This window comes from Kitasatospora sp. NPDC088861, from assembly GCF_044750105.1.
Lineage (GTDB): Bacteria > Actinomycetota > Actinomycetes > Streptomycetales > Streptomycetaceae > Kitasatospora.
Map to the genome: position 1 here is coordinate 18,872 of NZ_JBIVJF010000035.1, position 24,386 is coordinate 43,257.

General features: G+C 75.0%; 19 protein-coding genes. 4 read left to right on the top strand and 15 right to left on the bottom strand.

Annotation, left to right across the window (positions count from 1 at the left end):
* Positions 1-71: 71 nt before the first annotated feature.
* The 5 genes from ACIP37_RS33845 to ACIP37_RS33865 all read right to left on the bottom strand — a co-directional run bounded on the left by ACIP37_RS33845 (position 72) and on the right by ACIP37_RS33865 (position 4,697).
* Complete coding sequence (locus ACIP37_RS33845; RefSeq protein ID WP_350885682.1) at positions 72-614, bottom strand: SigE family RNA polymerase sigma factor; 543 nt, start codon at positions 612-614, stop codon at positions 72-74.
* A gap of 130 nt (positions 615-744) precedes the next feature.
* A complete protein-coding gene (gene mycP, locus ACIP37_RS33850) occupies positions 745-1,977 on the bottom strand; it encodes a type VII secretion-associated serine protease mycosin (protein ID WP_363632065.1) in 1,233 nt (410 codons plus the stop codon).
* Between the two features lie 100 nt (positions 1,978-2,077).
* Entirely contained in the window at positions 2,078-2,374 is a 297-nt protein-coding gene (locus ACIP37_RS33855; RefSeq protein ID WP_363586526.1) for a WXG100 family type VII secretion target, read from the bottom strand.
* Between the two features lie 102 nt (positions 2,375-2,476).
* Positions 2,477-2,782, bottom strand: a complete 306-nt coding sequence (locus ACIP37_RS33860; protein ID WP_350885676.1) for a WXG100 family type VII secretion target — start codon at positions 2,780-2,782, stop codon at positions 2,477-2,479.
* A gap of 181 nt (positions 2,783-2,963) precedes the next feature.
* Positions 2,964-4,697, bottom strand: coding sequence for a type VII secretion protein EccB (locus tag ACIP37_RS33865; protein WP_363632063.1), 1,734 nt, complete (start codon positions 4,695-4,697; stop codon positions 2,964-2,966).
* Between the two features lie 179 nt (positions 4,698-4,876).
* Between ACIP37_RS33865 and eccE the strand changes: the two genes are divergently transcribed.
* From eccE to ACIP37_RS33880, 3 genes are all read left to right on the top strand, one after another.
* Positions 4,877-6,310, top strand: coding sequence for a type VII secretion protein EccE (gene eccE / locus ACIP37_RS33870; RefSeq protein ID WP_400812028.1), 1,434 nt, complete (start codon positions 4,877-4,879; stop codon positions 6,308-6,310).
* On the top strand, positions 6,310-7,077 hold the full coding sequence (locus tag ACIP37_RS33875) for a hypothetical protein (RefSeq protein WP_363586523.1): 768 nt from the start codon (positions 6,310-6,312) through the stop codon (positions 7,075-7,077). The genes eccE and ACIP37_RS33875 overlap by 1 nt, the downstream gene beginning before the upstream one ends.
* Positions 7,078-7,206: 129 nt before the next feature.
* Positions 7,207-9,366, top strand: a complete 2,160-nt coding sequence (locus ACIP37_RS33880) for a MinD/ParA family protein (protein ID WP_400812030.1) — start codon at positions 7,207-7,209, stop codon at positions 9,364-9,366.
* A gap of 55 nt (positions 9,367-9,421) precedes the next feature.
* Here the strand turns inward: ACIP37_RS33880 and ACIP37_RS33885 are convergent, their stop codons facing one another.
* The 10 genes from ACIP37_RS33885 to rimP form a co-directional block, all read right to left on the bottom strand.
* Entirely contained in the window at positions 9,422-10,366 is a 945-nt protein-coding gene (locus ACIP37_RS33885; RefSeq protein ID WP_363586521.1) for a bifunctional riboflavin kinase/FAD synthetase, read from the bottom strand.
* A gap of 65 nt (positions 10,367-10,431) precedes the next feature.
* Positions 10,432-14,052 carry a serine protease gene (locus ACIP37_RS33890; protein ID WP_400845111.1) on the bottom strand — a complete coding sequence of 1,207 codons (3,621 nt, stop codon included), beginning with the start codon at positions 14,050-14,052 and terminating at the stop codon, positions 10,432-10,434.
* 295 nt (positions 14,053-14,347) lie between these two features.
* On the bottom strand, positions 14,348-15,277 hold the full coding sequence (gene truB / locus ACIP37_RS33895; protein ID WP_363586519.1) for a tRNA pseudouridine(55) synthase TruB: 930 nt from the start codon (positions 15,275-15,277) through the stop codon (positions 14,348-14,350).
* 34 nt (positions 15,278-15,311) lie between these two features.
* A complete protein-coding gene (locus ACIP37_RS33900) occupies positions 15,312-16,415 on the bottom strand; it encodes a bifunctional oligoribonuclease/PAP phosphatase NrnA (RefSeq protein ID WP_363586518.1) in 1,104 nt (367 codons plus the stop codon).
* A gap of 2 nt (positions 16,416-16,417) precedes the next feature.
* On the bottom strand, positions 16,418-16,858 hold the full coding sequence (gene rbfA, locus ACIP37_RS33905) for a 30S ribosome-binding factor RbfA (protein ID WP_350885658.1): 441 nt from the start codon (positions 16,856-16,858) through the stop codon (positions 16,418-16,420).
* A 153-nt stretch (positions 16,859-17,011) separates the two neighbouring features.
* Positions 17,012-17,308, bottom strand: a complete 297-nt coding sequence (locus tag ACIP37_RS33910; protein WP_063347622.1) for a DUF503 domain-containing protein — start codon at positions 17,306-17,308, stop codon at positions 17,012-17,014.
* A gap of 168 nt (positions 17,309-17,476) precedes the next feature.
* Positions 17,477-20,671 carry a translation initiation factor IF-2 gene (infB, locus tag ACIP37_RS33915; protein ID WP_400812035.1) on the bottom strand — a complete coding sequence of 1,065 codons (3,195 nt, stop codon included), beginning with the start codon at positions 20,669-20,671 and terminating at the stop codon, positions 17,477-17,479.
* A 249-nt stretch (positions 20,672-20,920) separates the two neighbouring features.
* On the bottom strand, positions 20,921-21,220 hold the full coding sequence (locus ACIP37_RS33920) for a YlxR family protein (RefSeq protein ID WP_079135592.1): 300 nt from the start codon (positions 21,218-21,220) through the stop codon (positions 20,921-20,923).
* A gap of 94 nt (positions 21,221-21,314) precedes the next feature.
* Positions 21,315-22,325 (bottom strand): transcription termination factor NusA, encoded by a 1,011-nt coding sequence (gene nusA / locus ACIP37_RS33925; RefSeq protein WP_063347626.1) that lies wholly within the window; start codon positions 22,323-22,325, stop codon positions 21,315-21,317.
* A gap of 57 nt (positions 22,326-22,382) precedes the next feature.
* Positions 22,383-22,937 (bottom strand): ribosome maturation factor RimP, encoded by a 555-nt coding sequence (rimP, locus tag ACIP37_RS33930; protein ID WP_350885651.1) that lies wholly within the window; start codon positions 22,935-22,937, stop codon positions 22,383-22,385.
* Between the two features lie 305 nt (positions 22,938-23,242).
* On the opposite strand from rimP, the gene ACIP37_RS33935 reads away from it, so the two are divergent.
* Entirely contained in the window at positions 23,243-24,346 is a 1,104-nt protein-coding gene (locus ACIP37_RS33935) for a DUF4439 domain-containing protein (protein ID WP_400845116.1), read from the top strand.
* Positions 24,347-24,386: the final 40 nt, after the last annotated feature.

A 24,386-nucleotide genomic window follows, 5' to 3' on the forward strand; every position in this document is an offset into this window, starting at 1 on the left:
CATCACGAAATTGCGTCACGGGTTGCGTCACGGGTTCCGTCACGGGTTCCGTCACGGACTACGAGCAGTGGTCAGCGGGCGGCGAGCTCGGCCAGCGAGTCGCCGAGCAGGCCGCGCAGCCGGGCCAGCGCCCGGGTGGTGCGGGTACGGACCGCCCCCGGGGAGGAGCGCAGCACCTCGGCGGTCTCCGCGACGCTGCGGTCCTCCCAGTAGCGCAGCACCAGGACGGCGCGGTCCTTGGGCGGCATCCGGCCGAGGGCGTCGAGCAGGGTCATCCGCAGCGCGCCGTCCGCCTCCCGCGCCTCCGACTCGGGCACGGCCCCGATGGGGCGCTCGGTGCTGGAGCGGCGGCGCTGCTGGGCGAGGAAGGTGCGCACCATCACCGTGTGGGTGTAGGCGGCCGGGTTGTCGATCCGGTTCCGGCCGCCGGTCCAGGCGCTGCGCCGCCAGAGCACGTACATCCGGCTGAGTGCCTCCTGGACGAGGTCCTCGGCGTAGTGGGTGTCGCCGCTGGTCAGCAGGCAGGCCGAGCGGTACAGGTGGCCGGTGCGGCCGGACACCAGCTCCAGGAACTCTGCGTCCTCGGCCTCCCGGCCCGCCCCGATCCACCCCATGCCCGCCGCTCCCCCGTGTCCGCGCTCCCCGACACTTCTTGGATGCGGTGAGCGGCCCACGACGTTACAGCCGTTCCGGAGGATTCTTCCGCGCACTCCCCGGGCACCGGGCGGGTGCTGCGCACACGGATCAGTCGGCGGACCTGCGGCGGAGGTCGCGCAGGACGACGCCGCCGCCGATGAGCAGCGCGACCAGCAGCGCCCCGATGCCGAGGACGTACGTCGCGGTGCGGCCGTCGCGGTCGGCCTGGGTCTCGCCGAGGCCGACCGGCCGGGGCACGATCGGGGCGGCGGCCAGCTGGACGGGGGCGTCCGGGGTGGCGGTGAACGGCGCGCTCTCGGGGGCCTTGGTGACGGCCCTGACCGGGTCGACCACGCCCCAGCCGATGAACCGGTCCGGATCGCGCTGGGTGCGCTGTGCGGTCTGCTCGATCCAGGCCCGCACCTGGGCCGGCTTCCAGTTCGGGTGGGCGCCGACCAGCAGCGCGACGAGCCCGGACACGTACGGGGCGGAGAAGCTGGTGCCGTTGTCGACGCACTGGCCGCCCCTGGGGACGGTGGAGAGCATGTCGACGCCGGGTGCGGCGACCTTCACGAAGGAGCCGTACTGGGAGAACGGGGCGCGCTCGTTGTTGCGGTCGGAGGCGCCGACGGCGAGCACGGTCGGGAACGCGCCGGGGTAGGTGTCGCCCTCCTTGCCGTCGTTGCCGGTGGAGGCGACCACCACGACGCCGCTGTCCTCGGCGGCCTGGACGGCGGCCTTCAGCTCCTGGTACCCGCCGAAGCCGGCGGCGCCGGCGCCGCGGACGTCCTGGGAGATGTTGATGACCTTGGCCTTGGCCCTGACCGCCTCGTTGACGGCCTGGACCAGGGTGGAGACGTCGCCGTTGCCGTCGCTGTCGTTCTGGCGGATCGACAGGACGGTGGCGTCGGGGGCGAGCCCGACGAAGCCCGTCCGGTCGTAACGGCGGGCGGCGATGATGCCGGCCACCTTGGTGCCGTGGCCGACCGGGTCCTCCTTGGAGCTGCCCGGGACCTTCTCCTTGGTCTCCCGGTTCACCACCAGGTTGGAGCCCTCCAGGACCTTGCCCGCCAGCTGCGGGTTCTGGTCGTCCACGCCGGTGTCGATGACCGCGACGGTCACCCCCGCGCCGGTGGTCCGACCGCCCTGCCACAGCTCGTCCAGCAGCAGGCGCTGCAGCGACCACGGCACGGTCGGCACGTCGGGCGCGTTCTTCGGGCAGTCGCCCGCGGCGGCCAGCCCTGGTCCGCTGTCCGCGTGCGCCGGGGCGGCGAGCGGGCCGCCCAGCACGGCGAGCGCGGCCAGTGCCGCGGCCGCCTTCCGGTACCCGCGTCCGGACACCCTGCCACCCCTCATGTCGTCCACCCGTGCCGCGCGCCGAAGGGCGGGTACCCGGAGTCCGAGCACCCGCCCCCTCACGTTCCCGCTGGGGAACGCGTGGTCAGCTGTTCCCCCACAGCTTGGCGTTGTTGTTCTCGGTCGTCCGGTAACTCTGCGCGGCGCCGTCCAGCGAGGAGGCGATCTGCGTGCAGACCTTCTGCAGGTCGGCGGCGCGCGCGTCCCACTGGGTCTGGTGGGCCTGGTAGCCCTGCTGGGCCGCGCCCTGCCAGCTGGACGCGATGCGGTTGACGTCGCCCTTGAGGTCGTTCAGCAGGTGGTCGATGCGACCGGCCGAGGCGCGCACTTCCTCGGCCGCGTGGTGGACGGTCTCGAAGTTGACGAGGATGTGGTCGGACACGATGTCTCCCTTGACGAGGATGCGGAGCACCCCGCGCTCAGCCGCGGGCGCCCCACCGAGCGGAAGGTCGGAACAGAACGGTGATCAGCGCGGTGCGGCTGATCAGCCCTGGGCGTTGGAGAACAGCGCCTTCTGCTCTTCCTCGGTGCTCGCGTAGTGCTTGGTGGTCAGCTCGATCGCGTGCTGGATCGCGGTGAGCGACTCCTTCAGCTTCGCGATGTCGGTGTTGACCTGGTCCTGCAAGGCCTTGTAGGCGTTCGCCGCCTGGCCCTGCCAGCCGCCGGTGATGCCATCGACCGTGCTGATGAGCTTCTGCCGCTCAGCCTCGATCTTCCCGATCGCGTCCTCGATCCGCTTGGCGAAAGCCAGCATCTCCTGAGCCGTCATCGTGAACTGACCCTGAGCCATGCTCCACCATCCCCCATGAGACAGACATTGCGTGTACGGAGGGCATCGCGGCCCGACCGTCCCATCACCCTAGTGATGTCCAGGAGCACTGTAGTCGGCACACGCAGCTCACCCAACACCGAACTCGGCGCAGTTACCAGACCATGACACTGAGGCCAATTCCGTTGCCGGGCTTGGTCGATCAGGCGTTCTGCGGCTGGGCGGCGCTCTTCGCCGTCAGCGGCGGGCCGGCCGGAACGAGGTCCGACCACTCGTGCGGCACCGGGAGCGGCTGGAGCTCCTTGTAGCCCAACCGGGCCTGGTTGGCGCCCGATTCGTCCTGCGGCGGCTGCTGGTCCGGCGTGGTGGCGCCCGGCTGCGGGGTGGGCGTCTTCGGGGCGCCGCCCTGGCCCGGCTGCGCGCCCTGGCCCGGCTGTCCGCCCGCACCCGGCTGCGCACTCTGGCCCGGCTGCGCGCCGGGCGGGGTGGTGGCGCCGCGACCACCGTCGCCGTTGGCCGGCACCGAGTAGCGCAGACCGGTCTCGGTGATCAGGAAGTCGGTGCCGGAACCGCCCGCCGCGTTGTCCAGCGCGCGGTAGAAGAGGCCGTGCCCGGGCGTCACGTACGCGGCGCCCGCGCCGTTGTTGTACGGCGCCGGGTAGGACGTCCCGGCCCAGACGCTGCGCCGGGGCGTGCGGCCGTCCTCGGCGACGCCGTCGAAGGTGCTGCACACGACCAGGCGCGCGTCCTGCCGGTCCTGCCAGTTGTTGGCCGGCGCACCGGACTTCAGCGGCCAGTCGTCCCCGGTGCTCGGCAGCCGGACGTCGTTGCCGAGCTTGGCGTGGTCGGCCGGGGTCATCTCGTCGCTGCGCGGCCGCTTGTCGCCGTCGTACTTGTAGAGGTCCTGGTAGTCCGGGTTCTGCCGGATCAGCTCCGCCTGGAACGGCGTCACCAGGTAGAGCCGGTCCTTGCCGACCACGTAGTGCCGGTCCTGGTAGTGCACCAGCCGGCCGATCCGGCGGTCGGCCTGGTTGCCCAGCTCCACCGAGGAGTTGGGGTTCGGGCTGTCCGCCACCCCGTCGACCTTCGGGAAGGTGATCGGGCTGCCGGTCACCAGGGTGTCCAGCCACTCGCGCTTGACGCGCTGCGGCACCGCGTTGGGCCCGAAGACCGCGGTGATCAGCGACTTGCGCTCCTTGTCGTCCGCCTGCGGCGAGCCGATGCCGTGCTTGCGGCCCTGCGCGTCGACCAGGAACACCTTCGCGTCACCCGGCCTGGCCGCGGGCTGGCCCGGCGCCGGCTGCGCGGATACCTGCTGCTCGTCCGCCTGCTGCACCAGCAGCAGCTGGTCCTGGCCGAGCATCCGGTCCTTGCCCGCCAGCGCCGCCGCGTCCGGGCCGGCCGCCACGAACACCGCCTGGTTGACGGTCTCCTGCTTGTCGTCCGAGCCCGGGCGGTCGCAGACCGACCACTTCATCGGCTTGTCCGCGTTGTCCCTCGTCGGCAGCTTGTCCGGCGCGTACGGGATGCCGATCGTCGGGCCGTGGTTGGGGTAGCTGTCGAGCACCCCGTCGTCGACCACCACCACCTTGGCGTCGGCCGGCAGCACCAGCCGCGCCGAGGACATGTTGAGCACCTGGTGCAGCCGCCTGGTCCGGCCGTCCGGGTCGGTCAGCACCACGTACCGGGTGGTCGACTTCTTGCCCTGGACGACGTTCTTGCCGTCGTCCCAGTGCAGCGGCGCGCTCGGCTTGAACACCCCCCACAGCCCGAACCCGGCGACGATCACCGCCCCCGCCAGCACGCTCGGCAGCACCGCCTTCACCGGGCGCGGCGCGTCCTCGTCGCTGCCGCCGCCACCGGGCAGCAGGAACGCCCCCACCGTGCGCTTGCGGGCGAAGGTGTACGCGTTCAGCTCGTCCCGGCGCGATGCCATCCTCGTCGTCCCCCTCGTCAGACACTGTCGGACCGGCCTGCACCGCCCCCCGCACCCGCCGGGCGGGAACCCGTACGAACCCTCTACGATGCGGCAGCAGACGGTGAGTACGGTACGGGTACGGTCCGCGCACCGGCCAGCCGGGCCGCGGCAACTGATCAGAGAGGGTCACCCGGGGGATGCCAAGCCAGACCGCTCCAGGACGCCGCGGACCGGCAACGGGCGGGAGGTCGCGCCGCTCCGGCCGGGCGCAGCGCGGCGGCCCCGCGCCCGGGACCGCGCCCGGGCAGCCACTGCCGCCCGTCGGCGAGAGCAGCAGCCGCGGTGACGAAGGCGGTCGCGGGCCCGTCCTGCTCCGGATCAACCCCCGGCCCGGGCTGCTCGGCGGGCGGCTGAGACTCCAACAGCTCGTCCTGGTCGAGGTCGCGGCCGCGCTGGTCGCGGTGGGCTGGACGATCAGCCGGCCGGTCGCCGCCGGCTTCGGCGCGGTCGCGCTGGTCCTGGTGGTGCTCGCCGTGATCCCGCTGCGCGGCCGGACCATCCCCGAAGTGCTACGAGTGCGCGCCGCCCTCAAGTCCCGCCGCCGGCAGGCCCGCGGCACGCTGCCGCCGGCCGGCACCGACCCGGCACTGGCCCCCGCCCTGGAACTCGAACCGGCGCTGCGCACCTGCACCCACGCCACCGAGGCCGACCTGGGCGGCCGCCCGGTCCGCCGGGAGACCGGCATGGTCGGCGACGGCACCTTCCTCAGCTCGGTGCTGCTCGTCCAGGCCAAGGACCAGCCGCTGCGCCCGGTGCGCACCGCGCTGCCGCTGCCCCTGGACGTGATCTGCTCGGCGCTCCAGGTCGACGACATCACCCTGGAGTCGGTGCAGCTCGTCCAGCACACCCAGCCGGCCCCGGCCCCGCACCTGCCCGAGCAGTCGCTGGCCGCCCGCGCCTACCGCGAGCTGCCGGACGGCACCGCCACCCCCGGGCTGCGGCTGACCTGGGTGGCGCTCAAGCTCGACCCGGAGCGCGCCGCGGCCGCCGTCCGGGCCCGCGGCGGCGGCGAGGAGGGCGCCCGCAAGGCGCTGCAACGGGTGACCGACCAGCTGGCCGGGCGGCTCAACAGCGCCGGGTTCAACGCGACCGTGCTGGACGAGCGCGAGCTGATCGCCGCGCTGGCCATCTCCACCTGCGCCAACCCGCTCGCGGTGGCCGGGCGCCAGGGCACCGGCAGCGGCGGCGGCACCACCCGCCGCACCCAGGAGGGCAGCCGGTTCTGGCGGATCGACGACCGCTGGCACAGCACCTACTGGATCTCCCGCTGGCCGCAGCTCAGCCGCCCCGGCGGCTCGCCCGGCCGGATCGCCGCACCCGACCTGGTCAACCTGGTCACCGGCTCCCCCGCGCTGGCCAGCACCTTCAGCCTGACCGCCGGGCGCGGCACCGGCGGCTCGGTGACCGTCAGCGGGCACCTGCGGGTGACCGGGCGCAGCGAGAGCGAGGTGACGCAGGTCGGCCGCCAGGTGGAGGCGCGGGCGCAGGGCGCCGGACTCGGCCTGGTCCGGCTCGACCTGGAGCAGGCCCCCGGGGTGCTCGCCACCCTGCCGCTGGGAGGAGCGTCCTGATGGCGTACCAGACCTATCCGGCCCCCGGCCCGCAGCACGGCGCCGAACGGCCCCGGGCGCGGTCCCGGATCCTGCCCGGCTTCGGGCTGCGCGGCCCGCGCCGGGAGAAGCACGTGCTCGACGCCGCGGACCTCGGGGCGCTGGCCTTCCCGGTCGGCGACGACGGCGTGGTGATCGGCGTCGACCCGCAGGGGCTGCCCGCAGTGCTCGGCCTGTTCCGGCCCAGCGCGTACGACCTGGTGCTGGTCGGCGGCGTGTGGACGGCGCAGGTCATCGCGCTGCGGGCGGCCGCGATCGGCGCCCGGGTCGCGGTGGAGACCGCGCGCGGGCAGCTGTGGGGCCCGCTGGCGCAGGCCGCGGGCGGCGGGCAGCCGTGCGTGACGGTCCACCAGGTCGGCCGACTCGGCCCGCAGGGCGCCTCGGTGGCCTCACCGGTCCTGGTCGTGCGCGACCTCGGCGCCCGCCCGCCGCGCAGCCGGCTCTCCGCCGCGCCCTGGCAGACCACCCTGACCCTGCTGCCGTACCTGGGCCCGAACGCGGCCCGGGTGCTCAACGCGGCCGACCTGGTGGGCGTGCAGCGGGTCTCCCCACAGGAGGCGGAGCTGACCGGCCGGGTGCTGTCGCTCCCGCCGGAGGACGTCGCCGCGCTGCCCACCCTCGGCGACGACCTCACGCTGTGGGCCACCCGGATGCGGCGCCAGTACGTGCGGGCCGTGGCCGGGCAGGCCGAGCAGCAGGTTCTCGGCGGTCCGCGCCGGATGGACTGAGCGGCGGCGCCGGGCCCGGGGGGCCGCTCCGGATCCGACGCCGCCTTCAACGGGGGTTGCCGCACGGCCTAGTCTTTGATGCGGCAACGGCACCGCTGAACAAGCGGCGGCGAACACGAGGGAGCCCTAGTGAGCAGCGATCGGGACGGCGTCTACGTCGGCGACAACGCGGCAGAGGACGACGACGACTGGTCCGACGCGCCCGACTACACTCCCCCGTCCTGGTACGTGCAGACGGACGCCTCGGCGGCCCCGGCGGTGCAGGCTCCGACGGCCCCGGCCCCGGTCCTGCAGGCTCCGACGGCGGCGCAGGCTCCGCAGGCCGCCGCTCCGGCGCCGGTGCCCGCCCAGGCCCCGACGCCGGCTCAGGCGCCCGTGCCCGCGCAGCCCGTACCCGTGCCGCCCGTGCCGCCCGCACAGCCCGTCCAGGCCGAGGCGCAGCACGTCCCGTTCCCGGCGTCCGCCCCTGCCCAGGCCCCCGCCCCCGCGTTCGAACAGCCACCGGCCGTCGCCCCGGGCTGGCCGGCGGAGGTCCCGGCGCAGCCGCAGCCCGCCCCGGCCCCGCAGCCGCCGCACCCGGCCCCGGTCTCGGCCGCGCCGCCGGCGCAGCCCGCCCAGCCGGTCCCGCCGCAGACGTACCCGCAGCCGCCCGCGCAGCACCTGCCCCCGCAGCAGCCGCTGCCGCCGCAGGACGCGCAGTCCGCCGCCGCGTGGGCCGCCCAGCAGGCCGCCGCCCAGCCGCAGCCCGCACAGCCGCAGCAGCCGGCCCCGCTGTCCGCGCCGGTGGATCCGCGCCAGGGCGGCTGGCCGCAGCCCCCCGCCTACCCGCAGTCGGCCCAGCCCCAGCCGCACGAGTACCAGCCGTTGCTGCCGGGCTCGCCGCACGAGCAGTCCGGCGGGGTGCAGCCGTGGCCGCCGCAGAGCGCCGTCGCACCGCCGCCGGTCGCGTTCCCGCATTCCGCCGCCCCGCAGCCGCCCGTGGCGCACGGTGCGCCACTCGGCTACACCGCCGCGGTCGAGCTGTCCTCGGACCGGCTGCTGCGCAGCCAGCCCAAGCAGCAGCGCCAGCAGCCGCGGTTCCAGTTCGGCGGCAAGGCGGCGGCCGCCGAGAAGTCGCGCAAGCTGGAGATCATCCGCACCCCGGTGCTGAGCTGCTACCGGATCGCCGTGATCAGCCTCAAGGGCGGGGTCGGCAAGACCACGACCACCACCGCGCTCGGCGCGACCCTGGCCAGCGAGCGCCAGGACAAGGTGATCGCGATCGACGCCAACCCGGACGCCGGCACCCTGGGCCGCCGGGTCAAGCGCCAGACCGGCGCGACCATCCGCGACCTGGTGACGGCCATCCCGCACCTGCGCAGCTACATGGACATCCGTCAGTTCACCTCGCAGGACCTCAACTCGGGCCTGGAGATCCTGGCGAACGACGTCGACCCGGCGGTCTCGACCACGTTCAACGACTCGGACTACCGCCAGGTCATCGACGTGCTGGGCCGCCAGTACCCGATCGTCCTGACCGACTCCGGCACCGGCCTGCTGTACAGCGCGATGCGCGGGGTGCTGGACCTCGCCGACCAGCTGATCATCGTCTCCACCCCCAGCGTGGACGGCGCCTCCAGTGCCTCGACCACCCTGGACTGGCTCTCCGCGCACGGCTACGCGGACCTGGTGCAACGCAGCATCACGGTGGTCTCCGGGGTGCGCGAGACCAGCAAGCTGATCAAGGTCGAGGACATCGTCGCGCACTTCCAGACCCGCTGCCGCGGGGTGATCGTGGTGCCGTTCGACGAGAGCCTGGCGGCCGGCGCCGAGGTCAACCTCGACATGATGCGGCCCAAGGTCCGCGAGGCCTACTTCGAGCTGGCCACCCTGGTCGGCGAGGACATCGTCCGGGCCCAGCAGGCCGCCGCCCAGCAGTCCGGGTGGCAGCAGCAGGCGCAGGCCACGCCGTACCCGCCGCAGCCACAACCGCAGCCACAGCCGTATCCGGGTCAGGCCGGTCAGGCCGCTCAGCCCGCCCCCGGGGCGCCGTGGGCGCCGCAGCCCGGCCAGGCCCCGCCGCCGCCCCCCGGCTACGGCTACCCGCAGCAGCAGCCCGCCCCCACGGCCTGGCCGCAGCCGGGCGCCCAGCAGCAGCCGGCCCCGCAGCCGGGCCCGGGCTACGGCTACCCGCCCGCCCAGGGCCAGCCGCCGCAGCCCGCCCCGCCGTCCCAGCCCACCTCGCCGTCCCCGCCGGACGGCTACCAGCCGCCGCCCGGCTACGGCCACCCGCCGCAGCCCCCGCAGTGACGCCGAAGGGCCCGCCGACCAGGTCGGCGGGCCCTTCCCCGTGCTGCGGCAGTGCTCAGACGCCGTCGGTCAGCTCGCGGGCCTGCTTGACGTCGTCGGCCATCCGGTCGAGCAGCGCGTCGATGGAGTCGAACTTCTCCATCCCGCGCAGGTAGGCCAGGAAGTCCACGGCCACGTGCAGCCCGTACAGGTCCAGGCCGACCCGGTCGATGGCGTACGCCTCGACGGTGCGGGCGGTGCCGTCGAAGGTCGGGTTGGTGCCGACCGAGATGGCGGCGGGCATGCGCTCGCCGTCGGCGGTCAGCCAGCCCGCGTACACGCCGTCGGCCGGGATCGCGCTGTGCGGCACGGTCTCGACGTTGGCGGTGGGGTAGCCGAGCTCGCGGCCGCGCTGCGCGCCGCGCACCACCACGCCCTCGACCCGGTGCGGGCGGCCCAGCACCTCGCCGGCGCCGGCCATGTCGCCGGTCTCGACCAGCCGCCGGGTCAGGGTGGAGGAGAACGGCTCGCCGGCCCCGGCGGCGCCGCTCACCTGGAGGTCGACCACCTCGACGTCGAAGCCGGCCGAGCGGCCCAGCTCGGTGAGCAGCGCGACGTCCCCAGCGGCCCGGTGCCCGAAGCGGAAGTTGGGGCCCTCGATGACGGCCCGGGCGTGCAGGGCGTCGACCAGGACCTGCTGGACGAAGGTCTCCGGCGACTCCTGGGACAGCTCCGGGGTGAACGGCAGCACCAGCACCGCGTCCACGCCGAGGCCCGCGATCAGCTCGGCGCGGCGCGCCTGCGGGGCGAGCAGCGGCGGGTGGCTGCCCGGGCGGATGACCTCGCGCGGGTGCGGGTCGAAGGTCACCACCACTGCGGGGAGGCCGAGTTCGCGGGCCCGCTCGACCGCCCGACCGATGATCAGCTGATGCCCGCGGTGCACCCCGTCGAACGAGCCGATGGTGACGACGCTGCGTCCCCAGTCAGCGGGGATCTCCTCCAGGCCACGCCAGCGCTGCACCCTGACCGCTCCTTGTTCCGTACGGCGCGTACCCTCTGTACGCTCAAACGCTCAAACCCGAACCCCTATAGCGTGCCATGCGCCTGCTCCTGCTCCGGCACCGGAATACGGGTTGGGCGCACCGGCGGGTGCGCGGCGCGCCCGGGCACGGTCCGCTCCGCCTCGGCGGCCGCGTACTGCGGGTCGCGGCCGGCCGCCGCCAGGGCCCGCATCCGGGCCAGCCGGGGACCGTCCGGCGCGGTCGGGGCGGCGTCCCGCGGCCACTGGGCGAGCAGCTGCGCGAACGCCGCCGAGCGGCCGGCCCAGCGCACCAGCAGTTCGTCCGCGCCCGGCAGGCCGGGGGTCGCCCGGGCCAGCACCGCGCGGGCCCGGGCCGGGTTCTCGGCCGCGCAGTGCTCGGCCAGCCGCTCCACGGCCGCGGTCAGCACCGCCGGGTCGGTCTCGATGGCGAGCAGGGTGTCCAGCAGTTCGCAGCGCAGCGCGTCCGCCGCCGGGTCGGCCACCGGGACGGACAGCACCTGGGCGAACGGCCTCCGCACGCCCGCCGTCCGGGCGGCCAGCGCGCCGCCGAGCAGCACCCGCAGCTCCAGCCGGGCGGCCGGGCCGCCGGTCGCGGCGCGCTCCAGGCGGCGGCCCAGGTAGTCGACGGCGACCGGGCCGGCCAGGGCCGGGTGCTCGCGCAGCAGCCGGGCGGCCAGTTCGGCGCCCCGCCGGGTGGCCACCGGGGTGCGGGCGTCGGCGAGCACCCGCAGGGTCTCGGCGGCGGCTGCGCCGGGGGCCGCCAGCCGGTCGGCGAGCGCGGCCAGGACGGGTTCCGGGTCGCTCTCCAGGGCGGGGGCCAGCGCCCTGGGGGTGAGGAAGGCGTCGCCGCCCGCCCGGTGCAGGGACAGCGCGGCGGGGAGGTGCTCGGCCCTGGTCGCCGGGTCGCCGACCAGCAGGGCGAGGGCGGCGCCGTGCAGGCCCGGTTCGTCCTCGCGGGCGAGCAGGGTCAGCGCGGTGAAACGCAGCAGTCCGGCGGCGGCGCCGACGGCGTGCGGGGCGGCGTGCAGGGCGTGCACGGCGGCGGCGACGTGCCGCTCGGGCCGCCCGTCGTGGCTCCAGCGGTCCACCGCCCGGCAGAGCGCGGAAGGCTCCTCGGTGGCGAGCACGGTGAGCAGTGCGTCCGCCCTCGGGTGCGCGGCGTCGGCCAGGGCGTCGGCCAACTCGTCCAGGGCGAGCCGGCGGTGGGCGTGCAGCAGGTCGTGGGCGAGGTCGGCGACGGTGTGTCCGGGGCGGCCGGGCAGGCCGCGCGGATCGTCGAACCAGGCGCAGAGCAGCGGGAACACCGCGACGGGGTCGGCGCGCAGCCGTTCGGCCACCGCGCCGAGGAACGGCTGCTCGGGCCCGTCGGCGGCCACCAGGCGGCGCAGCAGCGCGAGTTCGGTCTCGACGGGCAGGCCGAGGCCGGTCCAGAACGCCGGGCCGAACGAGCCGAGCCCGTCCGCCGGGAGCGCGTCCAACCCGCCCTCGGCGACCGCCCGTTCGGCGATCCGACCGGCCAACTGGTCGAGCAGCGCCCGGTGTTCGGCCGGATCGGGACTGGCGGCCAGCCCGGCGGTGAGCAGCCGGCCCGCCCACCAGGCCGGTTCGCTGCCGGGCGGGCGCAGGTCCAGGGCGCGCCAGAGCCGGTGCAGCCAGGGGTCCAGGGCGGGTGCGCCCCAGGTCTCGGCCAGTCGGCGCAGCGCGGCGGCGACCGGGCCGATCCGGTGCCGGGGGACGCCGCGCGGGGAGCCCTCCGCTGGCGCGCCCTCCAGCCCGTTCGCGGGTGAGGAGGGCGTGTCCGCGGCCTCGCCGAGCAGCAGCCCCAGCGCGGCGTCCAGGTCCAGGTGCAGGCCCTGCAGCCAGTCCGCGAACTCCCCGTGCGCGAACCGGAATCCGGGCCCGGCCGGGACGAACAGGCCCTCGGCGAGGACGGCCGTGGCCCAGCCGCCGGCCGCCGGGAACAGTTCCTCGAAGGTGGCCCGGCCCAGGCCGCCCGGCCCGGCGCCGAGCATCCGCCGGGCCGCCTCGTGCACCCGTCCGGCCACCGCGGCCGCCAGCCGCCGCACCCGCCCGTGGGAGGGCCCGGCCGGGCGAGCGGAGCTCCGGCGGTGGGCGCCCGGGCGGCGCTGCCGGCCGTCCTCGACCAGCCGCCCGGCCACCCGCAGGCAACGCAGGTCCAGGTAGGCGGCGAACAGTTCGCCCCGGCGGGCCGGCTCCCCGCGCAGGCCCTCCGCCCACAGCTCGCCGGCCAGCCGGACGGCCAGCGGGTGCCGCGCGTCGGCGTCGGCCGGCCAGCCCGGCGGCAGCCCGTAGCGGCGGCGTACCCGCTCGGCCGCCTCGGCGGGGAGCGGGCCGAGCCGGTGCCCGGCGAGGCTGGGGGCGCCCGGGCCGCCGCCGTCCATCCGGACGGTGGGGGCGCTGGCCAGGTCGCCGCCCGGCTCCGGCGGGTCCGGGTACCGGGCGTGGCCGGTGCCGCTGCCCCACTTCTCGGCCGCCAGCCGCACCCAGGCCTCCTCGCCGCAGGCGGTCAGCAGCCGCGCCCCGCAGCCGGTCAGCCAGTCCCCCGCGCCGCGCAGCCAGCGCGGGTCCAGCGGCGCCGGGGCCTCCTCGGGACCGTCCAGGACCACCAGCAGCGGCCGCCCGGCCGCCGCGCACAGCGCCGCCACCGGTTCCGGCGCGGGCGCCGGGATGCCCAGCTCGGCCGCGACGGCGGCCAGGGCCCGTTCCACCGGGGCGGCGAGCGAGCGGTCCTCGGCGCGCAGGTCGGCGCCGCGCAGCCAGAGGGTGGGCAGAGGCCGGGCGCCGCCGGCGCGGCGGGCGGCGAGGGCGGCGAGTTCGGTGGAGCGCCCGCTGCCGGGGGCGCCGACCAGGGCGGTGACGGTGGCCTGCGGCTCGTCCCCGGCCAGTCCGTCGGGCCGGTCGACCCGGTCGGCGGCGAGCCCGGCCACCCGGCCCGGGCCGGCCCCGGCGGCGGCCAGCTGGGCCGCGGTCAGCCGCAGCACGCCGGCCAGGTTGAGCGCGGGCCCGTAGCCGGGCACGGCCGCGCCGTTGCGCGCCAGCAGTTCGGCCAGCGCCGGGACGACCGCGACCGCGCCGCCGCCGGCCGGCACCGCCGGGAGCGCGCCGCCGTGCTGCGGCCCGCGCAGCGCGGGCACGGCCAGGGCCACCACGGCGCCGCTGCGGGCGTCCAGCACCGGCGAACCGGCCGGCACCACGACGCCGGCGACCACCGGCGGGTCGAGCAGCAGCACCCCGCCGACCCCGCCGCACCCGGCACCGGCGGCACCGAGCAGACCGCAGCGCAGCGCCACCACCCGCCCGTCCTCGCCGGCCAGCGCGGGCAGCAGCACCGCGCGCCCGGCCCCGAGGGCCGCGACGGGCAGCGGCGGCACGGGCAGCCCGCCGACCGCGTCGGTGCGCAGCAGGGCGAGCCCGTGCTCGGGCAGCGGCAGGACGGCGTCCGGGCCGAGCACCCTGGTCTGCCCGCCGGGGGTGTACAGGACGATCCGGTCCAGGCCGGTGACGCTCTCGTGGGCGGTGAGGACGGTGCCCTGCGGGTCGGCGACGAACCCTAAGCCGTGCAGTCGCCCGTTGAGGTCGCGGATCCGCAGCAGGTACCGCCCCGGATCTCCCGCCACGCCGTCGCCGTCCAGGAATCCCGGCATTCGCACTGCCCTCCCCGCAGGCCGGACGGCCCGGGGGCGGGCTCGTCACGGCGACCTGCTCGCCGCCGGGGAGCCTGCCCGCCCGGGAGGCGGCCCCACCGCGCCTGCGCCGCTCACCACGGGCGTTCACCTCGCGCGCTCCCCCGGGCGGGTGACCCCTCCCTCGCCGGAACGAACCCCCGGACCTCGCCGGAACACCCCCTGAACGAGCGAAGCCCCTCCCGGGACGCCCCCCGAACGAGCGAAACCCCCGCCGGAAGACTCCCGACGGGGGTGACGCGTGCGCTGCGGGGCGTCAGCCGACGAAGACCGCGACCGGCTTCGCCTGCCCGTCCGTCTCCTCGACCAGCGCGAGGAAGCGCCCGTCCGGCCCGAACACCGCGATCGGCCCGTCCACGCCCAGCCCGGGCGCCTTGAGCCGGGCACCGTGCGACAGCTTCTCCGCCGCCGACTCGTCCAGGTCCCAGCGTGGGAAGGCGGCGGCCGCGGCCTCCCCGATCGGCAGCACCTGCAGCCCCGTCGGGGACTCGCCGGTGACCGCGGCCTCCAACTGCTCCAGGGTGCGCGCCGACTCCACCGAGTACGGCCCGACCCTGGTGCGCCGCAGCGCGGTGAGGTGACCGCCGACGCCGAGCCCGGCGCCCAGGTCACGGGCCAGCGCCCGGATGTAGGTGCCGGAGGAGCACTCGACGGTCACGTCCAGGTCGATCACCGGCGTGCCGTCCTCGGCGAGCGCCGCGCGCTGCCCGTGCACGGTGAAGGAGTGGATCGTGGTGGGCCGGGCCGCGAGCTCGAAGTCCTCGCCCTCGCGCACCCGCGCGTACGACCGCTTGCCGTCGATCTTGATCGCGCTGACCTTGGAGGGCACCTGCATGATCTCGCCGGTGAGCGCGGCGATCCCGGCGTCGATCGCCTCCCTGGTCACCCCGTCGGCCGGGGCGGACGCGGTGACCTCGCCCTCCCGGTCGTCGGTGACGGTGGTCTGGCCGAGCCGGACGGTCGCCTCGTACGTCTTGGCGGTGAGCATCAGGTGGCCGAGCAGCCGGGTGGCCCGCTCGACGCCGATCACCAGTACGCCGGTGGCCATCGGGTCGAGCGTGCCGGCGTGCCCGACCTTCCGCGTCCCGGCCAGCCATCGCAGCTTGGCGACGACCCCGTGGGAGGTGATGCCCTCGGGCTTGTCGACGATCACCAGGCCGTCCGGGCCGGTGCCTTTGCGCTTCATCAAGTTCTTTCTCTAAAAAGCGGTCAAGAGATGATCAACGTACCGGTCGCAGCGCGCTCCGGAACCGTTCGACCACCGCGGCCACGTCCTCCCGGGCGCTGAACCCGGCCGCGAAGACGTGCCCGCCGCCACCCAGCTCCGCGCAGGCGGCGGCGACGTCCACCGCGCCCTTGGAACGCGAGGAGCCCCGCAGCGTGCCGTCCGGGTCCTGCTTGAGCACCAGCGCCACCTCGGCCTCGGCCGGGCGGCGCAGGATGTCGATCAGCCCCTCGATCTCCTCGACCGTGACGCTGAACAGCACCAGGTCCTGGTACGGCACCCAGGTCCACACCAGGCCCAGCCCGCCGGCCGCGTCCGGCTCGTAGACGGCCCGGTCGAGCGCGCCCGCGAGCACCTTGAGGTAGCCGAAGGAGGAGGTGTCCCACAGCTGCCGGGAGATCAGGTCGTGCCGGATGCCGGTGGCCAGCAGCCGCCCGGCGAGTTCGTGGGTGGCGGGCGTGGTGGCCCGGTACTTGAACGAACCGGTGTCGGTGGCGACGCCGGTGTACAGGCAGGTGGCCAGGTCCTGGTCGAGTTCGACGCCGAGCCGGCGCAGCAGTTCGTCGACCAGGACGGCGGTGGCCGGCGCGGTCGGGTCGATCAGCTGGTGGGTGCCGAAGCCCGGATTGGAGGCGTGGTGGTCGATCACCACCAGCACCGGCGCGGCGAAGGCCTTGCCGTGCAGCAGGCCGAGCCGGCTCTCCGCGGCCACGTCGAAGCAGAGCACCAGCTCGGGGACGTCCGGCACCTCGACGGCCGGCACGATCAGCTCCTGGCCGGGCAGGAAGGCCAACGACTCGGGCACGATCTGCGGGTCGTCGCCGAAGGAGACCCGCACCCGCTTGCCGAGCCCGCGCAGCGCCAGCGCAGCCGCCAGCGAGGAGCCCAAGGCGTCGCCGTCCGGGCAGATGTGGCAGATCAGATCGATCGAACGGGCCCGCCCGATCTCCGCCACCACCTGCTGCCAGAGCAGCTCGAAACCGCTCTCCTCGGTGCGCGGCCCCGGGAGCGCCACGAGGGCGTCCTCCACCGTGCTGGTGGAAGACGCCCCCGTGGTCGAACCGGCTCGCGAGGCGGCCTTCGCCGGCTCACCCGCCATGACTACTCGTCCTCGTCGTCACGCTCGGCCGCCGGAACCTTGTACGGGTCCGCCTCGCCGGCGTAGGTCGCGCCCGCGGCGGTGGTGCGCACCGCCGCGTCGATGGCCTTGGCCCGGTCGAGCAGGTCGTCGATGTTCCGGGCGTTGTCCGGCAGCGCGTCCGCGACGAAGGTCAGCGTCGGGGTGAAGCGCACCCCGATCTTGCCGACCTCGGAGCGGATCACGCCCTTGGCGCTCTCCAGCGCGGCGGCCGTGGCCTCGCGCTCGGTCTCGTCGCCGAAGACGGTGTAGAAGACGGTGGCCTCGCGCAGGTCCCCGGTCACCCGGGTGTCGGTGATGGTCACGAACCCCAGTCGCGGGTCCTTGATCCGCCGCTCCAGGGTCTGGGCGACGACCACCTGGATGCGGTCGGCGAGCTTGCGCGCCCTTGCGGTGTCGGTCACGTTGCCTCCTCGTGCAGTGGGTCCGGCATTCGGGTGAGCTACGCACCCTTCGGGGCCCACGCCCCAAAGTACCGGCCCGCGCCCGGCCTTGCGGGCGCTCTGGGTCCTGATCCGTGTGAGAACGGCGACTTCCGCCGATCGTCTCCACGGCTCTCATTCGTCGTCGTCGTTGTGGTACCTCCTCCTCGCGGAGAGGAGCTGCACCTCGGGGCGGCCGGCGACCAACCGCTCACAGCTGTCCAGGATCTCGGTGACGTACCCGGCATCGCCGGCCACCACCGCGAGGCCGATCTCGGCCCTGCGGTGCAGATCCTGGTTCCCGGTCTCGGCAGCGCACACGCTGTACTTGCGCTGCAGTTCGGCCACGATGGGCCGCACGATCGAACGCTTCTCCTTGAGCGAGTGGACGTCGCCCAACAGCAGGTCGAAGGTGAGTGTTCCCACGAACATGTATGACAGGTCTCGCCGACCTGGAAGGCCTCGGGGGGGCAGCCCGGAACCGGGCTGCCGGTGCTACGTCTGAACGCTGCTGCATCTCGACTACCCCGGACCCTACACAGCGAGACCGGGGCCGGTCGACGGAAATACCACCCGTCGACCGGCCCCGGCTTTCACCGACTACGAACGCGGCTTCTCGCGCATCTCGTAGGTCTCGATGATGTCCTCGACCTTGATGTCGTTGAACGACCCCAGGGTGACACCGGCCTCGAAGCCCTCGCGGACCTCGGTCGCGTCGTCCTTGAAGCGGCGCAGACCCTCGATGGTGAGGCTCTCCGCCACGACCTTGCCGTCGCGGATGAGGCGGGCCTTGGCGTTGCGGCGCAGCAGGCCCTCGCGGACGATGACACCCGCGATGTTGCCGAACTTGGAGGAGCGGAACACCTCGCGGATCTCCGCGGAGCCGAGGCGCACCTCCTCGTACTCGGGCTTGAGCATGCCCTTGAGGGCGTTCTCGATCTCCTCGATCGCCTGGTAGATGACCGAGTAGTACCGGACGTCCACGCCTTCCTTGTCGGCCGCGGTACGCGCACGGCCTTCGGCGCGCACGTTGAAGCCGATGATGATGGCGTCCGAACCCATCGCCAGGTTGACGTCGGACTCGGTGATCGCACCCACACCGCGGTGCAGGATGCGGAGCTCGACCTCCTCGCCCACGTCCAGCTTGACGAGGGCGTCCTCGAGGGCCTCGACCGAACCGGAGACGTCACCCTTGATGATGAGGTTGAGCTGCTCGATCTCGCCGGCGGCGATGGCCTTGTCCAGGTCCTCCAGGGACACCCGGACCCGACGCTGCGCGAAGGCGGCGTTGCGGTCGCGGGCCGAGCGCTTCTCGGCGATCTGACGGGCGGTGCGGTCCTCGTCGACGACGATGAAGCTGTCGCCGGCGCGGGGCACCGAGGTCAGACCGAGCAGCAGCACCGGGCGGGACGGGCCGGCCTCGGCGAGGCTGTTGCCGTTCTCGTCCAGCATCGCGCGGACGCGGCCGTAGGCGTCGCCGACCACGATCGAGTCGCCGACGCGGAGGGTACCGCGCTGCACGAGCACGGTCGCCATGGCGCCGCGGCCCTTGTCGAGGTGGGCCTCGATGGCGATACCCTGCGCGTCCTGCTCGGGGTTGGCCCGCAGGTCGAGCGAGGCGTCCGCGGTGAGGACCACGGCCTCCAGCAGCTGCTCGATGTTGAGGCCCTGGCGCGCGGAGATGTCGACGAACATGGTGTCGCCGCCGTACTCCTCCGCCACCAGACCGAACTCGGTCAGCTGACCGCGGACCTTGGTCGGGTCGGCGCCCTCGACGTCGATCTTGTTGACGGCGACCACGATCGGCACACCCGCGGCCTTGGCGTGGTTCAACGCCTCGACCGTCTGCGGCATGACACCGTCGTTGGCCGCGACCACCAGGATCGCGATGTCGGTGGACTTGGCACCACGGGCACGCATGGCGGAGAACGCCTCGTGACCCGGGGTGTCGAGGAAGGTGATCGGGCGCTGCTCGCCGTTCACCTCGGTGACGACCTGGTAGGCACCGATGTGCTGGGTGATGCCACCGGCCTCGCCGGCCACCACGTTGGACTTGCGGATGGCGTCCAGCAGGCGGGTCTTACCGTGGTCGACGTGACCCATGACGGTGACGACCGGCGGGCGCGGGGCCAGCTGGTCCTCGTCGCCCTCGTTCGCACCGAAGTCGATGTCGAACGACTCCAGCAGCTCGCGGTCCTCGTCGTCGCGGCTGACGATCTCCAGGATGAAGCCCATCTCGCCGGCCAGCAGCTCGAGGGTCGCGTCGGAGACCGACTGCGTCGCGGTGACCATCTCACCGAGGTTGAACATGACGGAGACGAGCGCGGCCGGGTTGGCGTTGATCTTCTCCGCGAAGTCCATCAGCGAGGCGCCGCTCGACAGGCGAACGGTCTGGCCGTTGCCGCGAGGCAGCATCACACCGCCGACGGACGGGGCCTGCATGGCCTCGTACTCCTGGCGCTTCGCCCGCTTCGACTTGCGGCCACGCGCCGGGCGACCGCCCGGGCCACGACCGAAGGCGCCCTGCGTGCCACCACGGGCACCCGGGCCGCCGGGACGACCACCGAAACCACCGGGACGCGGGCCGAAGCCGCCGCCACCACCGGGGGCACCGCCACCGGGACGCGGACCGCCGAAGCCGCCGCCACCGGCCGGACGCGAGCCCGGACCGGCCGGACGACCCTGGAAGCCCGGACGGGCGCCACCGGCACCCGGACCACCCGGACGGCCACCGGGGCCACCGGGGCCACGGCCGCCGGGGCCCGGACGCGGGCCCGGAGCCGGACGCTGCGGCATCATGCCCGGGTTCGGGCGCGGCATGCCGGACGGGGACGGGGCGCCGGGGCGCGGACCGGCCGGACGCGGCATGCCGTCGGGACGCGGACGGTCGCCACCGGGACGCGGGGCGCCACGGTCGGCACCGGGAGCACCGGCGGGACGCGGACGGTCGCCACCGGGACGCGGGGCGCCACGGTCAGCGCCGGGAGCACCGGCGGGACGCGGACGGTCGCCACCGGGACGCGGGGCGCCACGGTCAGCGCCGGGAGCACCGGCGGGACGCGGACGGTCGCCGCCCGGACGCGGACGGTCGCCGCCCGGGGCGCCCTGACCGGCCGGACGCGCACCCGGCGCGCCCTGACGGCGGTCGCCGGGGCGGGCCATACCGGTCGCGCTGCCCGAGGTGAACGGGTTGTTGCCCGGACGCGGGCCGGCCGGACGCGGACCCGGACGGGCACCGCCGGCGGCGGGACCGGCCGGACGCGAGGCCTGCGGGGCCTGCGGAGCCTGCGAGGCCTGCGGAGCCTGACGCGGGGTGTCACCGGCCGGAGCCGGCGAGGAGAACTCGGCCGCGGGCGCGGCCGGGGCCGCCGGAGCGGCGGGACGCGCCGCCGGGCGCGGACCCGGGGTCGGGCCACCCGCCGGCTTCGCGGCGGCGGGGGCCGCCGGGGCGGCGGGCGCGGCCTGGGCCGCAGGGGCCGCGGCCGGGGTGGGACGGGGACCAGGGGTCGCGCTGGGGCGCGGACCCGGGGTCGGAGCACCCGGCTTGGGTGCACCCGCGGCGGCGGAGCCACCCGCGGGCTGGGGCGCCGCGCTCTTGCGCGGGCCCGGCTTGGCAGCGGAACCACCACCGGTGGGGGCCACACCAAGCGCGTCAGTCAGCTTACGTACGACCGGCGCCTCAATCGTCGAGGACGCCGAACGGACGAACTCACCGAGCTCGGTGAGCTTGGCCATGACGGCCTTGCTCTCCAAGCCAAGTTCCTTGGCGAGTTCATAAACCCGGACCTTAGCCACTTCACTCCTGTCTATGAGTCCGGGGTGTCTCGTCCGCCGGACCGTCGCTACTTCATGGGCGTACCCATCGCGTACTCATCGCGTACTCATCGAGAGCTCATCGCAATCTCGACCTACTTCCACATCGCGAGGTACCTGACTGGTGGCACGGCACGCGGCTGCCCGCGAACCGTGCTTGTTGCGGTGGTTCTCCCGCCGCACTGAGCGGCGGCCGTTGCGGGCGTCGCCCCACCGGGCGGCCTGAGGGACTCAGGGCGCCGGGGTGTCGACGGTCCGCTCCCCGATGAACTCGCGGAGCCGCTCCGTGTCGAGCGTCCCCTGGAGGCGGAAGGCCCGGGGAAACGCCCGACGGCGAACCGCGAGGTCGAGGCAGGCCGGATCGGGGTGCAGGTGAGCGCCCCGGCCCGGCAGTGCGCCACGGGGGTCGGGGACGCAGACGCCCTCGACCGCCGTGACACGCAACAGCTGGTGCTTGGCCGCTCGCTTGCGGCAGCCCACGCAGGTGCGTTCCGGGCGTGCTCGGACGTGCGTCCGGCCAGACGAAGGCAAGTCTACCCCTCCGAAGGGACATGGCGCCGCCCCGCCGATCCCGGGCGGAACGGCGGGGGGCTTTGACGGGGCGAACGGCCGGTCAGCGCCGCGCTCAGCGGTCGGTGTCCCGACCGCCGTCCTCGGGCTGGCCCTCGGTGTCCGGCCGGATGTCGATCCGCCAGCCGGTGAGGCGGGCGGCGAGGCGGGCGTTCTGCCCCTCCTTGCCGATCGCCAGCGACAGCTGGTAGTCCGGCACGATCACCCGGGCGGAACGCTGGGCCAGGTCGACGATCTCCACGCTGGTCACCCGTGCGGGGGACAGCGCCGCGGCGACCATCTCCCGGGGGTCCTCCGACCAGTCGACGATGTCGATCTTCTCGCCGTGCAGCTCGCCCATCACCGCACGCACCCGGCTGCCCATCGGGCCGATGCAGGCGCCCTTGGCGTTCAGCCCGGCCCGGCGCGACCAGACCGCGATCTTGGTGCGGTGGCCGGCCTCACGGGCGATCGCCGCGATCTCCACGCTGCCGTCCGCGATCTCCGGGACCTCCAGCGCGAACAGCTTCTTCACCAGGCTCGGGTGCGTCCGCGACAGCGTCACCGAGGCCCCGCGCACACCGCGGCGCACCGCCACGACGTAGCACTTCAGCCGGGTGCCGTGCCGGTAGTCCTCGCCCGGGACCTGCTCCTGCGGCGGCAGGATGGCCTCCAGCTTGCCGATGTCGACCAGCACGTTCTTCGGGTCGTTGCCCTGCTGGACGACACCGGTGACGATGTCGCCCTCCTTGCCCGCGTACTCGCCGAAGGTCTGGTCGTCGGCGGCGTCGCGCAGGCGCTGCATCATCACCTGGATGCCGATGCTGGACGCGATCCGGCCGAAGCCGTTCGGGGTGTCGTCGAACTCCTTGGGCTCGACGCCCTCGTCCAGCTCGGCCGGGTCCTCCGTCGCCCACACGGTGACGTGGCCGGACTTGCGGTCCAGGTGCACCCGGGCGCGGCGGCGCGAGCCCTCGGTGCGGTGGTACGCGGTGAGGAGGGCGGACTCGATGGACTCGACCAGCAGGTCGAAGGGGATGTTCTTCTCGTTGACCAGCGTGCGCAGGGCACTCATGTCGATGTCCACGGCTACGCCTCCTCGTCTTTTTTCGTCACGTTCGTCATGGTCCGGGCGGCGCGCAGGTCACAGCGCACCGTCGTCCCCCTCCTCGGAGGCGTCGTCGTCCGCGTAGTCCGCGGCCTCGTCGAGGAGCTTGTCGTCCTTGCGGTTGAACTCGACCTGCACGCGCGCCCGATCCACCTCGGCGTACGCCAGCCGGCGCTCCTTCGGACGGCCACGGCCCTTCACCGGCTGCACCTCGACCAGCGCGCCGTCCTCGTCCGCCTCCAGCACCCGGGCGACGATCTCCCCGCCGTCGACCAGGTGGATCTTGGCCAGTCGGCCCTCCGCGCGACGCCAGTGCCGGGGCAGGTCCAGCGAACGCTCAGCGCCCGGCGAACCGACCTCCAGCAGGTAGGGCTCGTCGCCCATCAGGTCCGACTCGTCCAGAGCCTCACCGACCACCCGGCTGAACTCGGCGATGGCGTCCATGTCCACGCCGCCGTCGGTGTCGACGTCGATCTGCACCTGGCGGCGGCTGCCAGCCTTGGTGACCTTGACGTCCTCCAGGTCCAGACCGGCCTGCACGGCCAGCGGCTCCAGCAACGCGCGCAGCCGGTCGGTGTGGGTGGTGCTCATCCGGGTGGACTCCTCGGCCGCGTCTGCTGTTGTCAGAAGGTCGCTCCGCCCCCTCCGGCGCCGGTCCGGCGCACACCGGGTCACGGCAGCTCGGCCCAAAGCCTAGCCGGTGAAGCCGCGAACCACCGATTCCGGACCACCCCCGACCGGGCGCACGCCACCCACTGCGAGCAAGCTCACACCCGCTCCCGGGGCGTCCCTGGATCCGAATCCCCGCCCGGAATCGTGGGGATTCTGTAATCATTCACGCCTACGAAGGGCAGGCGGGGAGGCCGCCCTCCCGCACACGCCCCGGAGTGACACCCATGCAGCCGCCCAGCCGACGGACGTTCCTGGCTCTCGGGCTGCTCGCCCTCACCGCCCTCACCGCCTGCACCGGCTCCCACGGCGGCAACGACGCCACTCCCGGCAACCGCGGCCCGCTGCCGAACCCGGACGAACCGGTCATCCTGCGCTCGATCGCCGCCACCGACACCCTGCTGGCCGGCTACGACGCGCTGCTCGCCGGCCCGGGCGGTGCCCAGGCCGCCGTGCTGCAGCCGCTCCGGGCCGAGGTGGCCCAGCACCGCGCCGCCCTGGCCTACGGGCTGCCGGCCGCCTCCATCCCCCCGGCGTCCCCGGCCACGCCCTCGGCCGGCCCGGGCGGGACACCGAGCGCGCCGCCGAGCGGGACGGCGAGCGGGGCAGCGAGCGGAACGCCGGTCGGCACCCCCGCCGCGCTCGCCGCACTCGAACGGCAGACCGCCCAGGCCCGCCTCACCGACCTGGCCGCAGCCCGGCCGCCGCTGGCCCGGCTGCTCGCCTCGGTCGCCGCCTCCGACGTGCTGCACGCCGTCGCCCTCGGCGACACCACCCCGCCGGTCGCCCCGCCCCCTGCCGCCACCACCCCCACCGAGGCGCCGACCGCGCCCCCGAGCGACCAGCCCACCGCTCCCCCCTCCGCCGGGCCGTCGGCCGACCCCGCCGCCGCAGCGGTGACCGCCCTCCAGGGCGCCCTCGGCGCCGAACACGCCGCCATCTACGGCTACGGCGTGGTCGGCGCCCGGCTCCCCGAGGACCAGCAGCGCACCGACGCCCGCACCGCCTACGCCGCCCACGAGGCCCGGCGGGACGCCTGGCAGCGGCTGATCGGCTCCCTCGGCGCCACCCCGGCCGCCGCCGCCGGCGGCTACCAGCTCCCGTTCGCCGTCACCGACGCGGCCGGCGCCACCAAGCTCGCCGCCCACCTCGAAACCCGGCTCACCACCGTCTACGCCGACCTGGTCGCCGCCGTCCCCGGCCCCCAACGGGGCACCGCCGCCGACGCCCTGCGCGACAGCGCCCTGCGCGCCCACCGCTGGGGCGCGGCCGACCCCGCCTTCCCCGGCATCCCCGAGCCCCTCCCCACCCCCACGGCCACCACTCCCTAGGGCCCGCAGCGCTGACCTGCGGTTTCCCGTTCATGGCCGA